At 28.4% G+C, this 16,846-nt stretch carries 15 protein-coding genes; 10 read left to right on the top strand and 5 right to left on the bottom strand.

The genetic code is table 11. The annotated features are described in order from the left end of the window. From Q1J76_RS07620 to Q1J76_RS07605, 4 genes are all read left to right on the top strand, one after another. Positions 1 to 279: aspartate 1-decarboxylase (locus Q1J76_RS07620; protein ID WP_300369235.1), on the top strand; the 279-nt coding region annotated here is incomplete at its 5' end. Between the two features lie 30 nt (positions 280 to 309). Next, positions 310 to 4,617 (top strand): acyl-CoA dehydratase activase, encoded by a 4,308-nt coding sequence (locus tag Q1J76_RS07615; protein ID WP_300369232.1) that lies wholly within the window; start codon positions 310 to 312, stop codon positions 4,615 to 4,617. A 276-nt stretch (positions 4,618 to 4,893) separates the two neighbouring features. Beyond that, positions 4,894 to 5,118, top strand: coding sequence for a hypothetical protein (locus Q1J76_RS07610; protein WP_300369230.1), 225 nt, complete (start codon positions 4,894 to 4,896; stop codon positions 5,116 to 5,118). A 5-nt stretch (positions 5,119 to 5,123) separates the two neighbouring features. Then, positions 5,124 to 5,501, top strand: coding sequence for a sigma factor-like helix-turn-helix DNA-binding protein (locus Q1J76_RS07605; protein ID WP_300369227.1), 378 nt, complete (start codon positions 5,124 to 5,126; stop codon positions 5,499 to 5,501). A 116-nt stretch (positions 5,502 to 5,617) separates the two neighbouring features. Here Q1J76_RS07605 and Q1J76_RS07600 read toward each other — a convergent pair whose 3' ends face one another. After that, a complete protein-coding gene (locus Q1J76_RS07600; protein ID WP_300369222.1) occupies positions 5,618 to 6,490 on the bottom strand; it encodes a flagellin N-terminal helical domain-containing protein in 873 nt (290 codons plus the stop codon). 877 nt (positions 6,491 to 7,367) lie between these two features. On the opposite strand from Q1J76_RS07600, the gene rsxE reads away from it, so the two are divergent. From rsxE to Q1J76_RS07570, 6 genes are all read left to right on the top strand, one after another. Further along, entirely contained in the window at positions 7,368 to 8,027 is a 660-nt protein-coding gene (rsxE, locus tag Q1J76_RS07595) for an electron transport complex subunit RsxE (protein WP_300369219.1), read from the top strand. Further along, positions 8,020 to 8,601 (top strand): electron transport complex subunit RsxA, encoded by a 582-nt coding sequence (gene rsxA / locus Q1J76_RS07590; protein ID WP_300369216.1) that lies wholly within the window; start codon positions 8,020 to 8,022, stop codon positions 8,599 to 8,601. Before rsxE ends, rsxA begins: the two co-directional genes overlap by 8 nt. A gap of 35 nt (positions 8,602 to 8,636) precedes the next feature. Beyond that, positions 8,637 to 9,467, top strand: a complete 831-nt coding sequence (locus Q1J76_RS07585) for an RnfABCDGE type electron transport complex subunit B (RefSeq protein WP_300369213.1) — start codon at positions 8,637 to 8,639, stop codon at positions 9,465 to 9,467. Between the two features lie 119 nt (positions 9,468 to 9,586). Next, a complete protein-coding gene (locus Q1J76_RS07580) occupies positions 9,587 to 10,930 on the top strand; it encodes an MATE family efflux transporter (RefSeq protein WP_300369210.1) in 1,344 nt (447 codons plus the stop codon). A 543-nt stretch (positions 10,931 to 11,473) separates the two neighbouring features. Next, entirely contained in the window at positions 11,474 to 11,794 is a 321-nt protein-coding gene (locus tag Q1J76_RS07575) for a YkvA family protein (RefSeq protein ID WP_300369207.1), read from the top strand. 17 nt (positions 11,795 to 11,811) lie between these two features. Then, positions 11,812 to 12,264, top strand: coding sequence for a hypothetical protein (locus Q1J76_RS07570; RefSeq protein ID WP_300369204.1), 453 nt, complete (start codon positions 11,812 to 11,814; stop codon positions 12,262 to 12,264). Between the two features lie 892 nt (positions 12,265 to 13,156). On the opposite strand, the gene Q1J76_RS07565 is transcribed toward Q1J76_RS07570, so the two are convergent. The 4 genes from Q1J76_RS07565 to Q1J76_RS07560 all read right to left on the bottom strand — a co-directional run. Beyond that, positions 13,157 to 14,212, bottom strand: coding sequence for an ankyrin repeat domain-containing protein (locus tag Q1J76_RS07565; protein ID WP_300369200.1), 1,056 nt, complete (start codon positions 14,210 to 14,212; stop codon positions 13,157 to 13,159). 492 nt (positions 14,213 to 14,704) lie between these two features. Further along, positions 14,705 to 14,818, bottom strand: a complete 114-nt coding sequence (locus Q1J76_RS12510; RefSeq protein WP_367182101.1) for a BspA family leucine-rich repeat surface protein — start codon at positions 14,816 to 14,818, stop codon at positions 14,705 to 14,707. Positions 14,819 to 14,904: 86 nt separating this feature from the next. Beyond that, positions 14,905 to 14,967, bottom strand: a complete 63-nt coding sequence (locus tag Q1J76_RS12505) for a hypothetical protein (protein WP_498034212.1) — start codon at positions 14,965 to 14,967, stop codon at positions 14,905 to 14,907. 84 nt (positions 14,968 to 15,051) lie between these two features. Then, positions 15,052 to 16,846, bottom strand: a 1,795-nt coding sequence (locus Q1J76_RS07560; protein ID WP_300369197.1) for a BspA family leucine-rich repeat surface protein, incomplete at its 5' end; no start/stop codon positions are given.

Genomic DNA, 16,846 nt, shown 5'->3' with positions numbered 1-16,846 from the left:
TCAATAACAATAGATGAAGCTTTATTAGACAAATCAGATATAATGGAAGGTGAGAGGGTATCGGTTATTAATTTAAGTAATGATAATCGTTTTGAAACTGTAGTGGTTAAAGGTATAAGGAATACTGGTATTATAGGCATAAATGGAAATAATGTTCATAAAGCTAAAAAAGATGATACTATAATAATTCTTTCTTATGGGCATATACCTGAAGAAAGTATAAAGAATCATAAATCTAAAGTAATATTTGTCAATATGAATAATATGATAATAGAATAAAGTTAATTTAAAAAAATAGGAGAGATAATTATGGAAAAATTTTTTAAGGCAGGTATTGACATTGGTTCAACTACTGCAAAAATGGTTGTTTATGACGATAATGATAATATGATTTTTAAAACTTATGTCAGACATAATGCTGATATAAAGGATACATTATTATCTATACTTGAAAATTTGCAGGCTATGCATGGAGATTTGACACTTTCTCTAGCTATGACAGGTACTGCAGGAATGGGTGTTTGTGAGAAGACAGGCATTAGTTTTGTTCAGGAAGTTATAGCTTCTTCTACTGCTATTAGGAAAATATATCCTTATGGAAGAACATTGATTGATATAGGTGGAGAAGATGCTAAAATCATAGTTTTTGATGATAATTTCAAAGCTGATATAAGAATGAATGGAAACTGTGCAGGTGGGACGGGTGCTTTTATAGATCAGATGGCTACACTTCTTAATGTTCATCCTTCAGAACTTTCTTCATTGGCTGAAAAATCTACATCTATTTATCCAATGGCAAGTAGATGCGGAGTATTCGCTAAAACTGATGTTCAGACGCTTATAAGCAGAGATATACCTAAAACAGATATTGCTAAAAGTATATTCCAAGCTGTTGCAGTTCAAACTGTTAATACTTTGGCTAAAGGTTTTGAAATAAAGCCTAAAATCTTATTTACAGGCGGACCTTTAACATTCCTACCCGAATTAAGAAGAACATTCTTAACACTTTTAGATGCTACAGAAGAGGATATGTATACAGTTGATCACCCAGAATTAACTGCTGCAATAGGTGCTGCTTTCGGTGAAAAAGAGGAGCAGACTTTAATAAAAGTTTCTGAATTTACAAGATTAGTTGAAAATATTTCTGCTGATGTAAAAATTACTAATTCAAAGACAAGAGAAGCTTTATTTAATAGTCAGGAAGAATATGAAGATTGGAAAGAAGAGCATAGTAAGAATAAAGTAAGAGCTGCTGATGTATCAACTGTTAATGGAAAAAATACATTTTTAGGTATAGATTCAGGTTCTACTACAACAAAGATCGTTATTATAGATGAGGACGGACAGGTTGTATTAAGACATTACAGAAATAATAATGGTAATCCAGTAGGTGCAGTTACAGATGGACTTACAGAGATAAAAAAAGAATTAGATGAAAAAAATATAAAAATTAATATAGCAAGAACTGCCGTTACAGGATATGGTGAAGATTTAATAAAAGCTGCTTTCAATATGGATGAAGGTATTGTTGAAACTATGGCACATTATAGAGGAGCTAAGGCTTTCGATAAAGATGTAAGTTTTATACTTGATATCGGCGGACAGGATATGAAAGCTATATTTATTAAAGACGGCATCATAGAAAATATTGAAATTAATGAGGCATGTTCTTCTGGATGCGGTTCATTCATAGAAACATTTGCACGTGGCATGGGATATAAGGTTGCTGATTTTGCCAATATTGCATGCGAATCTGCAAGCCCTTGTGATTTAGGAAGCAGATGTACAGTGTTTATGAATAGTAAAGTAAAGCAGTCTCTTAGAGAAGGTTCTTCAGTTGCAGATATTTCTGCAGGACTTGCTAAGAGTGTTACTTTAAACTGTTTCACTAAAGTATTGAAAATTACAGATACTTCTATTTTGGGAGAGCATATAGTTGTTCAGGGAGGTACTTTCAAAAACTCTGCTGTTCTTCGTTCTGTAGAGAAGTTCTTGAATAAAAAAGTTATTCGCCCTGATATATCAGAACTTATGGGAGCTTATGGATGTGCTTTACTTGCTTTAGATACATATAATCTTAAAGAAGAAGATACTACATTTATAGGTTTGGATAATTTGCAGGAAGCTAATGATTATGAAAGAAAACAGCTCACTTGTAAAGGCTGCGAAAATCTTTGTACTGTTACAAGATTAAAATTCAAAGATTTAAAATCATTCTATACAGGAAATAAATGTGAAAGAATATTTTCTAATAAAGGTATAGGAAATCAGAAATATGGTATGGATATTACTCAGAAAAAACTTTCATTGCTTTTTGCCAGACCTTTAGCACCTGCTTCAGATGAAATTAAAGGCGTTATAGGAATACCTAGAGTACTTAATATGTATCAGAATTTCCCATTCTGGGCTACTATACTTGTAGAATGCGGATATAGAGTACAATTATCATCTCCTTCAAGTATGGCTATTGCTGAAAAAGGTTCTGGTACAGTGATGAGTGATAATATATGTTTCCCTGCTAAAATTGCTAATGGACATATATATGATTTAATAGAATCTAAAGTAGATAGAATATTCTATCCTTCAGTAGTGCTTGAAAAGAGCGAAGATGATGGAAGTGTTAATAGCTATAACTGTCCTGTTGTTACAGGTTATCCTGATGTAATAGACAGTTCTATAAGTCCATTAACAAAATATGGCATACCTTTTGATGCTCCTGCTATAAGTTTCTTAAATGAAGATTTATTATATAAAGGTTGTAAGGCTTATTTTGTTAAAGTTTTAGGAATAGATAAAAAAGATTTTAACAGAGCTTTTAAAATGGCTTTACAGGAACAGGCAAGAATAAAAGAGGAGTTAAAGAAAGAAGGTAAAAAGATAATAGAATATGCTAAAGAAACTCAAACTCCTACAATACTTATAGTTAGCAGACCTTATCATATAGACCCTTTAATCAATCATAAAATACCTGAAACTATAGCTTCATTTGGTATTAATGTTCTTACAGAAGATGGTCTTGATGTGGATCAATCTCTTTCAGATGTTCAGGTTCTTACTCAATGGGCTTATCCTAATAAGATGTTTAAATCTGCTTTATGGGCTGCTGTTCAAAAGGATATAAAACTTGAAGTAGTACAGATAAATAGTTTTGGATGTGGTCCTGATGCAACTACTTCTGATGAAATAAAATCTATACTCAATGCTTATGGAAAGAATCCTACTTTGGTAAAAGTTGATGAAATATCAAGTCCTGGAAGTATAAGACTTAGAATACGTTCTATGATAGAAAGTATGAAAATGAAAGGAGATTTCATTCCTAATGAACATTCTGAACGTGTTATAACTAAGAAATATGAGAAAAATGACAGACGTGCAATACTTGTACCTAAATTCGGTTATTTCTATGATCCTATGATATTAACTTTACTTGAAAGAAGTGGTTATGAAACTATTTCTTTACCTGAACCTGATGTTGAATCTGTAGAATTAGGTTTAAGATATGCTAATCAGGATATATGTTATCCTGCTACTATCATAGTGGGAGATATTATAAGAGCTGTACAAAGTGGAAAATACGACCCTGATAAAATAGCTGCGGGTATTACTCAAACAGGTGGACAATGCAGAGCTAGTAATTATGCTTCTCTTATAAAAAGAGGTTTGATTAATGCTGGATATTCAGATATTCCTGTTATTACAGTAGGTTTAACAGTTAATAATGATCAGCCTGGATTTAAGATTTCAAAAATAGATCTTATGAAAGAGGGTGTAGTTGCTATGCCTTATGCTGATGCTATATCAAGAATGTATTATTATACTGCTGTAAGGGAGGTTAGAAAGGGTGATGCTTTGGCACTTGCTAATAAATATATAGATTTGCATCCTAAAGATTTCTCCCTAAAAGATACTGATAAATTATTAAAACAGGCTGTTTCAGAGTTTAATGCTATAGAGATTAATGATCTTGAATTGCCTAAAGCTGGATTTGTCGGTGAAATATATGTAAAATATAATAATTTTGCTAATGGTGATGTTTGCGATTGGCTTATGTCTAAAGGTGTCGAAGTAATAGTTCCTCCTATATTTGACTTCTTTGTACAGAAGGTTATAAGTGAGCAGGTAAATAAAGAAACTAATGCTAGAGATGTTTCATTTTTAGGATATTACGGCTCTAAATTATCAGAAAAAGTTTTAGATGCTAGAGTTAATTCTATAAATGATATAATGTCCAAATTTAGAGGTTTCAGACCTATACACCATATAAGGCAAATAGCTGAAAATGCTGCTAAAGTTACTGCTATGACTAATCAGTTTGGAGAGGCTTGGCTTCTTCCTGGTGAAATAGCTACTTTTGCAGAAGAGGAAGTTAATAATGTACTTTGTCTTCAGCCTTTTGGTTGTATTGCTAATCATATCATAGCTAGAGGTATTGAAACTAGACTTAAAACTAGATATCCTAATTTAAATCTTCTTTATTTGGATATGGATGCAGGTGCTAGTGAAGTTAATACTATAAATCGTTTAGAGTTCTTCGTGCGTTCTGCTAAAGATAGTATGAATTCTACATCTTCAATTAATGATTATGTCAGAGAATCTGTAGGTCAGTATGCTAAATAATTAATCTTTAGCTAATAAATAGATTATTAAAGGTTTACAATTAGTCTTATGCTTTTTGTAAACCTTTTTTATATTCTAACTTCTGTATAGTCATTCAATTATTAAAAATCATTAAAATAAATATATTTTTTTGTTGTAAATGTATAATTTATTGATTAAAAAATAAAAAAACTATTTATATTGTATAAAAATATACTATAGTGGGTTGTAATAAATTTGTATCAGATATATAGTATTCTTATACAGTATAAAAATATACTGTTGTAGGAGAGAGTAATGAAATCATTTCAAAGTACACTTTATTACAAAAAACTAATCAAAAATATATTAGATAATATAAAGGAGGATGATTATTTTTACAATAAAAAAACTAATTGGGAAGAGTGGGTTATAATGCGTGTTGATATAAAAAATGCTATAAGTCAGTTAGATGATATTGATACGCTAAATTATAAGCCTGAAGTTTTGGATAGTATATTAGATATTTTAAAGGAGTATTGATAAGAATGTGCAATTTATGCCCTAAATATGACACTTGTAAAAAACTTTGTAATGATGTTTTAAAGGAGATTAATAAAAGTTTAGGTACTAGGAAAATTAATTTTGAAAGGGTAGACAGCAGAGAGAGTATATTAACTAATGATGATTTGGATAATATACTTTATTATAATGCTTTGACAGAGAGTGAATATAGTAGAGTATCAAATTTAATAATAGCCATACTTACACCAAAACAAAAAATGATAATGAAGTTATTTTCTGAGGGAAAGACTCAGGAGGAATTGGCTTCAATACTTAATGTAACACAGTCTGCTGTATCACAGTATTTGAGTGTAATAAAAAGGGAAATATCTAAACAGTTTAATATTGTTATTAATGCATAAGTGATGATGATTTTATATATTTAAAATCAAAAGTCTTAAAATAAAAAGGGGAGTCATTCTTTTTGAGAATGTCCCCCTTTAATATGGTTAATATTACAAAATTAAAGCAATATTAATTATTGTAATAATCTAAGAGCACCTTGTGGTAACTGATTAGCCTGAGCAAGCATAGACAAGTTAGCTTGGTTAAGAATCTGGTCTTTAGCAAGTTTAACTGAAGCTTCAGCCATATCTGTATCACGGATTCTGCTTTCAGAAGCCTGCATATTTTCGAATCCAACCATTAAGCCTTGAGCTGTCATTTCTAATCTGTTCTGATAAGCACCTAAGTCAGATCTTTGCTTCAATACTTTAAGAAGAGCCTCATCTACCATACCGATAACACCATTAGCTTTAGCTGGGCTAGAAACACTTATGAATGTAGCTGTAGTAGCTGGTCCAACTGGGTTTTTAAGTCCAAGAGATTGGCTGTTCATAGTACCAATATAAACTCTTTTTCTTTCGTCCATATTAGCACCGATGTGTAACCACATAGAAGCTGTAGGAGTATTTTCACCTGTAGATCTAGCAAATCTTCCTGTTAACATGTTAAGCTTGTTGAATTGAGCTTGTGAAGCAACTCTGTCGATCTCATCTACTAATTGAGAAACTTCGATTTGTACATAAAGTCTGTCTTCATCAGTATAGATACCGTTAGCAGCTTGTATAGCTAATTCACGGATTCTTTGAAGAATGTTAGTAGTTTCTTCTAAGTATCCTTCTGTTGTTTGAATGAAAGATATACCGTCTTGAGTATTTCTTTCAGCCATACGTAAACCACGGATCTGAGTTCTCATTTTTTCAGATACTGCTAATCCAGAAGCATCGTCTCCAGCTTGATTGATTCTCATACCGCTAGAAATTTGAGCAGCATCTTTTTTAAGATCTACTTGGCGGAATTTTAAAGTGCGTTGTGCATTTATAGCACTTATATTATTGTTGATAACCATATGGTTCCTCCATGAATTATTTGTATGTATTCTTCCCTGAACACACATTTATTATCGGTTATCGATTTTTAATTATTAATTTTTTTTTAGGAAAATAAATTTTTTTTCTTCAGGTTTCTACAAAAATACTTTCCAATATTATGTTAATATTATTATGTAAATTAAAATAGTTTAGTTGCTTATATTTAGTTACGCACGCAGAGTGAAATTATAAATTTAACTCAATTATATTTTTTATCCCATTATATAGCTTAATGCATTAAACGTGCGGTTAGTAAATTTATATTTCTAATAAAAACTTGGGTGGGGGCTATAATTTCTAATTAAGCTAAAAAATAAATAAAAGTTATAATTAAAAATTAAAGCAGTAAATGCAAAAGGGTGGGGGTGTAAATATGTTTTAAATCTACTCTAATTCCCCACCCAATATATTTTTTATTCATTTTGAAATTTTTATTTAATTTTTTTTTAATGCTCAATTAAGAAATTTTAGCTGCCCACCCTAGTTTTATTTAAGTAAATTATGTTTATTAGATTTTAATTGACTAAAGAGGTAAATATATATTTGACATTGCAAAAATACTGGCTAGAAATTCTGTTAATAGTCATATATTAATATTATGATAGAGGAAAGTTATAAAAATAATACCAAATTTGCTTAAGATGTGAGAGAAATTTCTAGAGAGCTGTAGTGTTTATCCATTAAATTAGAAGATGCTATGTCTTTTTTCAAATTAAATAAAGATAATATGAATAAATGATACCTTTTTAGAAAAAATTAGATATAACCATTATATATTCATAATTATGCTTGAAAAAAAATCTGTTTATGTTAAAATTATGAATTATAATCTTAATTAAATCAAGGTTAATTATTATGAAAAATTCTCAAGTATTTATGGAAGGTGTTTGGAAAAATAATCCAACTTTCGTTCAGGTTCTTGGTATGTGTCCTAGCTTAGCAGTAACAAGCAGTGTAATGAATGCTATAGGTATGTCAGCAGCAACTATATTCGTTCTTGTTTGTTCTTCAGCATTAATTTCTCTTATTAAGAAAATATACGCTAATGAAGTTAGAATTATGGGATACATTGTAGTGATAGCAGCTTTCGTTACTTTAACTGATATCGTTATGAAAGCTAAGTTTTATACTCTATCTTTGGCATTAGGTCCGTATATACCACTTATAGTTGTAAACTGTATTATATTAGGAAGAGCAGAGGCTTTTGCTAATAAAAATGGTATCGTTCCTAGTATTTTCGATGCTTTGGGTAATGGTGTAGGTTTCTTCATTTCATTAACATTACTTGCTTCTATTAGAGAGATTTTAGGAAATGGTACTTGGCTAGGCTTTGATATAGTAGGTACTTTAAGAGGTTTTTTTGAGTCTTCTATGCCTTTTGCTTTAAATGCATATAATCAAATTACTACTCCTTGGGTTGTTATGATTATGGCTCCTGGTGCTTTCTTCACATTAGGAATTTTAATTGCTATTAAAAGAGCTATAGATGCTAGAGGAGGTAAGGTTAATGGTTAATTTAATTTTATTATTTATAGCTACAGTTTTGGTTAATAATTTCGTTTTAACTAAATTTTTAGGGATATGTCCTTTCTTGGGCGTATCCAACAAATTAGATTCAGCTGTTAGTATGGGTATTGCCGTTACATTTGTACTTGTTTTAACTGCTGCTGTTAGTTGGATGATACAGTATTATATATTAGTTCCTTTTAAAATCGAATTCCTTCAAACTATACTTTTCATTATCGTTATTGCTGCTTTGGTTCAATTTGTAGAAATGGTTGTAAGAAAAACTAGTGAAAGTTTATATCTTTCTTTAGGTATATATTTACCTCTTATTACTACTAACTGCTGTGTATTAGGTTTGGCTTTATTTGGTGTTTTATATAAATATAATTTTATTCAGAATATAGTATTTGCTTTAGGTGCGGGTGTTGGTTTTACATTAGCTTTAGTTATTATGGCTAGTATAAGAGAACGTTTATTAACTGCTGATATACCAGAAGCTTTTAAAGGTCCTGCTATGCCTTTCATTACTGCAGGCATACTTGCTCTTATTTTCTATGGTTTCTCTGGTATAATTAAGATATGATTAGATATTGCTAGAAGTTTTATAAGGATAATAGAATGATTACATCAGTTTTAGTAGCTTCAATATCTTCAGGCTTAATAGCTTTGATATTGGCTGTTTTATTAATATTTTCTTCAAAGATTTTTAGAGTTGAAGTTGATGAGAGAGTTACTGAGTTAACTGCTAAACTTCCAGGTGCTAACTGTGGAGGATGCGGTTTCCCAGGATGTGCTCAGTTTGCTAAAGCTTTAGTTGATGATAAAGCTCCTGTAGACGGCTGTTATGTAGGCGGTGCTGATACTGCTGCTATGGTTGCCGATTTTTTAGGTAAGGTTGCTCCTCCTCAAAAAGAAAGAACAAGAGCTTATATTTTCTGTCATGGACATGAAGGTATAGCTAAATCAAATAAAGTTTATAGCGGTGCTGATACTTGTGTTTCTGCTGTTATGGCAGGTGGTAATAAGGAATGTTCTTATGGATGTGTTGGATTTTATGATTGTATGAAAGCTTGCGAGTTTGGTGCTATCATAAAAGATGAGAAAACTGGAATGCCTGTTATAGTTGAGGATAATTGTGTTTCATGTACTGCTTGTGTTAAAGCTTGTCCTCAGAAACTTATAGAAATTCACCCTGTATCTCAAAATTTCCATGTTTATTGTAAATCTAAAGATAAAGGTCCTGTTGCTAAAAAAGCTTGTGATAGAGCTTGTATAGGATGTAGCATATGTGTTAAAAATACTAAAGATGGCGGTATGAAAATTGATAATTATCTTGCTATCGTTAATTATGAAGATTATTCCGTGACAAATGAAAGTATAGCTAAATGTCCTACTAAAGCTATCACTGATGAGAAAGTAAATGCAGTACAAAATTTAAAGAATGCTTAATAAAAAATAAAATTTTAGAATATAAAACAAGAGTGATATTTATTATTGCTCTTGTTTTTTTATTTTTTAATAATTTTATAATAATTCTTTTATTACCTTGACAATTAAAGGAATAAAATATGGAACTTAATAATAAAACTTTAATAGAAAACACAAGTATTAATTTATTTTCAAAATTTGCAATACCAAGTATATTAGGTATGATAATGGGCAGTGCTGCCGTATTTGTAGATGGATTTTTTGTTGCTCATTTTATATCTTCCGATGCTTTTACAGCTATTAATATAGTATGGCCTATAACGGCATTATCTTTCGGTATTTATGTTATGCTTACAATAGGTTCAGTAGCTCTTGCTGGTAAATGTATAGGAGAAAATAATATAAGAAGGGCTAATTTAATATTTACTCAAACTTTAATTGTAGTTTTTACTATAGCAAGTATTCCTCTTCTCATAGCATATATATTTAGAGAAAGACTTCTTCCCATTTTTGGGGCACATGGAAATGTTTATGAATTATCATTAGAATATATAGAAGGAGTTTTAGTTGCTACATTTTTTTGGGGTATGGCTTATGTACTTAGTCAATTTGTAAGGCTTAATGGTTCTCCTAGATTTGCTTCTTCTATGTTTATAATATCATCTATGGTTAATATGATATTGGATCCTATTTTCATTGTTGTATTTCATTTTGGTGTTGCTGGAGCTGCTTGGGCTACTGCAATAGCACAAATAATAGCTTTTATTATGGGGCTTTTGTATTTCTTCAAACCTAATTGCAGATTAAAAATAATCAAAGTATATGGAGGCTGGATATATATACTTAAAGCTGCATTTAATGGATTTTCTGAATTTTTGAGTAATTTCTCTTCTGGTCTTATACCTTGGCTTTTTAATATCACTGCTTATAATATTTCAGGTAATAGGGGAATACTTGCTTATTCTGTTGCCAATTATGCTATAATGTTTTTTATAATGCTTGCTTATTCTGTAGGAGAGGCATTGGAGCCTTTGGTTAGCGTTTCTTATGGATCTAAAAATAAAAATAGAATGAAAGATTTTTTGAAGATATCTATATCACTGATTTCTTCAATATCGATACTCGCTTCTATCATACTTTTAATTAATCCTAATATTCTTGTTAATATGCTTTTAAAAGAAGTTGATGATGAAACATTTAAAGATGCTTTATTTTTTGTGAGGACTTCTATACCTACATTTGTAGGTGTGGGAATAAATGTCATAATGAGTGCATATTATACATCTGTTCAAAAGGCTGGAGCTTCTGCAATGGTTGCTGCCTTGAGAAGTATGATTTTGCCTATTTTATTGGTATTGACTCTTCCAAATATATTTGGGTTTATTGGTTTGGTATTAGTTTTACCTATAAGTGAAGTTGTAACATTGATGGTTTCTTTTTCTCTATACAAAAATAGAAGAGCTGAAGTTTTAATTGATGCCTAATAACTACTTAATAAACAAATTTTTTTTATGAAAATACATTGCTAATTATTAATAAAAGCTTGGGTGGGTATTTTATTTTCTAAACTAAAATAAAAAAATAAATAAATACAATATTTTCAAATTAGATGATTAATCTAAAGGGTGGGGTATGTGAATAAAGTTTTAAAATTTATTTTCATTCCCCGCCCATTATTCTTTATTAATTTAATTTCTAATTTTAGCTTTTCTTTTTTTATTATTTAAATAGAATTAAAAAGCACCCGCCCTAGTGTTATTTAAATTTTTATCATAGAAACCGCATCATAAATAAAAAACTAGTCGATAAAATGAACTGAATTATTAACTAGTTTAAATTTTTAATCTATTTACTGTGCGTATTAATAAAAATAAAATAATATCTTTTATATAAAGACATAAGATATTGACATATAAATATTATAGTATTTACTTAATTGGTAAAATAAATATGAAGAAATAAAAAAAATATTGCTAGATGGAAAAAGATAAATAATTTTTATACATATTAAAAGATAGGAGTTTTTTATGAGTAATTATAATGATAATTCTAATCAACCAGCACAATCTGGAATAGGACCTTGGATACCTTTAATATTAGCAATCATATACACTGTTTCTCCAGTAGATTTAGTACCTGATGTACTTCCTATTGTGGGGTGGTTTGAAGATGCTTTATTTCTAATTGTAGGAGGACTTAATGGTATACAGAATGGGATTCTTGATGCTAATAGTTCATTAATGGGTATAGTAAAATTTTTGAAATGGGGACTTTTAATAGTTGGAGGAATAGGGATTTTAATAGTAGTTCTCTTAGTCGTTTTAGTTTTCAAGGTTGCTGCAAATTAATTTTTAAGGAGAATTATATGGGAATAGTATTATCAATTGTAATAACTACAGTATTAGCATTTTTGTCTAGGAGGATTATTGAAGAAAATTACGAAGTTCCAATATATATGGTAGTAGTACCACTTATATTTTTAATAGTATATATATTAACTCCTATTGATTTTATAGATGGAATATTTGATGATATTTTATTTTTATTAATAGTAATTATCAATTTTACAGAACGTCCTACTTATGATTCGGATAAAGGAATGTATAACTTTGTTAGTATAAGTAAATTTATATTATTAGATATTGGATTAGTATTGGCTCTAATTGATGCCAGCAATGTGATGAAGATTTTATTTACATTATTATTAATATTACTTTTAGTTATTATAATAGTATATTTACTTTTGGTGAGTATGGACAAGGAACAGAAACACTTATTCATATTGGGACGAAAGTTGCAAAATCTGTTGGTAATATAGCACTAAGTTCTTTAGTTGAGTTATTTAGAACACTTGATTCTGTAATTGATCTTATTATAGATAAATACCCTATAGCTATTTCGCATTTGTTTGCAAGCGATATCAATATACCAGCCTTTATTGTTTGGTAGTTGAATGAATGAATTTTATCTTCGCTTATATCTTTATGTGTAATATCTCCATATTTGAAATCAAGCTATTCTATGGGCTGAACTATCTATAAAAATCTTTTTTATGATTCAAATATAAATTTCTCTCCCCATTAAAGAATTTATAATGAAAGTATTTATTAAAATATTTTGCTATGAATGCAAAGTGGTTTGGATAATTTATTGAATTGAAGAATTTATCTTTAGCTTTATATGTATTACTATGAGCTAATAAATTTTAAATACTCTCCAATATAAATATTTATCGTATCTTTTTTAAATGTATCATCTTCTATAGAAAAATAATTTTTTAAAAACTCATCTTTATTATAAAAATAATAATAGTTATATTTTACTAATATCATTTGCAGCTTCGCATTTCTTTATATCATCTCTTATATTAGAGTTCTCATAGTATTTTTCAAGTTTTGTTCAAAGCCCATAAATTCGCCTCTCTTAATATATACAATCATGTATAAAGTTATAATGCCTATATATTATCTATTTTATATACTTTATTTTATTTATCATTTATACGCACGGGTAATAAAGTATTATAAAAAATTAGATTTATTGACAAATACATTTATTTATGAATTATATTTCTTCGTGCGTTAATTGAAATTCTATATATAAATAAAGCTTGGGTGGGATTAAAAAAATCTATTATAATAGAAAATAAATAAAAAAATTTATATAACAACTATAGCAGAAAAGAGTAGGGGCGGGGATTTAGAAAAAGTTTATATTTTATATTTAACACTTTCGTATTTTATAGGATTAGGATTTAATAATACCCATTTAACAGCATATTTTTGAAGTTTTTCTATTTCCTTTTCAGATTGTTCAGTTATACCTTTTGATAATTCTTTTAATTCATTTATATATTTTTCTTCCAAAGTATTATAAGAGGATATATATTCTATAAATGAATTAAGCATTGTTCTATAATCTTTATTCCAATTAACAGCACCATTATCAAGTATTTCATAACTCATTTTTCCACTTATTCTTATCACCTCTCCCTGCAATGTAGAAGCATATACTCTTCCTGGAACAAGAAGCTCCCATAATTCTTTATGGATATTCTGCCATTTTTTAGAAGTTGGAATTATAGGAGAAACTCCGTCATAAATATTTTTTCTAGGCACTGGTTCTGTATCAAATAAATTATATAATTTAGTTAATGCCTTATCCAAATCATCAATAAAATCTTTATTTATATCCACCCTATAAAATTCAAAATTCTTTCCAATATTAGTAACATACTTTTTTATTTTTTCTTTATTTTCTATGATTAAACCTGCATTCAATAATAATTCGGATATTTTAACCGTATCTGCAATATCTCCATTTCTGCATATTTGAAGAATAGTTTCTAATATAGAATGTTTAGAATTGTCTTTAGTATTAACATTAGGATTATATTTCAATAATTTTTCTACATTATCAGTTTTAAAAAGATAAGCAGCATAATGCAAAGGTGTTTGTCCTTCATAATTTTTAGCTTCTATATCGGCACCCAATTCTATAATCAAATCTATATTATTTTTTATTGAACTGCAATGATGATGAAGAGGAGTATTTTTATATATATCTTTATAATTGATATCTGCACCTCTTTCTATTAAATACCTAGCTGTTTCTTCTGTAATATCATTAAAAGCTAATGCATTAAATTTAGAATATCCTCCGTAAGCATTTGCTTCACATTTATATAATTCTTTTTTAATCTTTTCAATATCATTTTCTTTTAATAATTCTTCAAAGTTTTTAGGTAAAGTTTTTTTCTTGCTCATTGTTCCGCCATTATATTTATAATAAATTTTAATAACTCAATAATCAATTTTATTATTATATTTTTATTTAGTCAATATTTTTATTTAGTCTTTACTGTCAAGAAGTTCTTTTAATTCTTCATAATGCATATTTTCTATTTTTTGATCAACTCTAAAACAGAATTTTTATTATATTTCAAAGCCAATTTATAGAACTCTTTTTTATCATTATTGTCAAAATATAAATTAAGTTTTTCTAAACAATATTTAGTATTACTGGAACAGCAAATTTTTAATAATACCTCTCAATGTATAATATTAAATATCATATCAAAATCCCTAACTCTTTAAAAACTCCAATTTATAATATTGTTATATTTAAAATAATCAGCATTATGAAATAAAAAAACATATATTTTACTTTGTTAAGATCCCAATTATTTAAATCCTGATTAAAAAATAAGCACCGTCAAACATATAATTCATACTTTAAGCATTAGAAGTATTCCAATTTTAAATATCACAATTAAAAACTTCAGTATACGAAAACATACAATTCATATCTTTTACATTAGATGTATTGCAAATGGAAATATCTGCATTGAATGAGCAAGCATTAAAAAATATTTAAGATATATCTTCAACCTTTGAAACATTTCAATCATTTAAATTTTGATTAAAGCTATCATAACTGTAAAATATACATCTCATATCTACAACATTAGATACTTCCAATTATTTATATTATGATTAAAATATTCAGCATTATCAAACATACTTCTCATATTCTCAACTTTAGAGTATTCCGATTATCTAAAGGCTTATTAAAATTTTTAGAGCTTTCAAACATATAACTCACACTATCTTAACCAAGAAGGAGGATTAGCTTTCATTCCTGAGCCCCAAAAAATCCCGCCCATATCTTCGACATTAGACACGTTCCAATCATTAATATTTTGATTAAAATTTTTTGCATACTCAAACATTGATGACATATTTTTTACACTGGATACATTCCATTTGTCTAAAGGCTGATTAAATCTGCTAGAATAGTGAAACATAGAACCCATATCCTCAACTTTAGAAACGTCCCAACTATTTAAAGGCTCATTAAAAACACTGCCGGAGAACATTGAAAACATATCTCTTACATTAGATACATTCCATTTATCTAAAGGCTGATTAAAATTTTTGCAGTTGCTGAACATAAAACTCATATTCTCAACTTTAGAAACATCCCAGCTTTCAATATTATGATTAAAACCTAATGCTCCTTCAAACATACATGCCATATTTGTTACATTAGATACATCCCAAGTTTCTATACCGTCAAACTTTCTTAATTTTGAATTTTTAAAAAGAAAACTCATATCTGTTACTAAAGAAGTGTCTATTTTATCAAATTTTGTTTTCTCTGCTATTAGTTTAATTAATTCATCTTTGTTTTTGGGACGATGCATTGTAATTTTATCTTTAGTATCTTTATTTAATTTTTTATTTTCTTTTTTCTCTGTTTTTTCTAATTTTTTATACTCTTTTATAATATCTTCTTTACTATCAATAAGTTCTTTTAATTCATCATAATAAGTATTTTCATAAATCTTTACTAATTCTGCAACGCATTTGCGATAATATTTTAAGGCTTCTAAATAAACTTCCTTAACATCTTTATTTAATGTATATTCTTTAAGTTCTTCTAATGCTTTTTTACTATTCAATTTTGAATAAACTTTAAATATGATGTATAAAGGTATATCATCAAACATATTATGTATATTCTTAACATTATTAAACTGCCATTTTTTTATATTCTCTTTATTAAAGGAAGAAGCTTTATAAAATATACAAGACATGTTTGCTACATTAGAAACATTCCAATTATTCAAATCCTGATTAAAACTTTCTGTTCCTAAAAACATTCCGCTCATATATACAACACTTGATACATTCCAATTTGAAATATCGCCATTAAAAGATACAGCATTTTCAAACATAGAACGTACTGAATACACATTACTTGTATTCCAATTATTCAAATCCTGATTAAATATTTCAGCATTGTAAAACATTAATGACATATCTTTTACATTAGAAACATTCCAATTTGAAATATTTCCATTAAATGATGAAGCACCAAAAAACATTTCAGACATATCTTCAACATTAGAAACATCCCATTTATCTAATGGCTGATTAAAATTGCAGCAATTGTTAAACATATCTTGCATATTTGTTACATTAGATACATCCCACTTGTCTAAAGGCTGATTAAATTTTTTGCAGCCGCTGAATATAAAACTCATATTCTCAACTTTAGAAACGTCCCAATTATTTATATTTTGATTAAACTTTTCAGCATTCCAGAACATACTCGACATATCTTTTACATTTGAAACATTCCAATTACTTATGTCCTGATTGAAATTAGTGCAATTACTAAACATATCTTTCATATTTGTTACATTAGATACATTCCACTTGTCTAAAGGCTGATTAAAATTTTTAGCATTATAAAACATTTCATACATGCTTTTAACATTAGAAACGTCCCAGCTTTCAATATTATGATTAAAACCTAATGCTCTTTCAAACATACGTTCCATATTTACTACATTAGATACATCCCAAGTTTCTATACCATCAAATTTTTTTAAT

Origin of the sequence: Brachyspira sp. (assembly GCF_029258575.1) — a bacterium.
GTDB lineage: Bacteria > Spirochaetota > Brachyspiria > Brachyspirales > Brachyspiraceae > Brachyspira.
The sequence above is the reverse complement of the archived record's forward strand: the minus strand, read 5'-3'. Positions and strand labels throughout refer to the sequence as shown.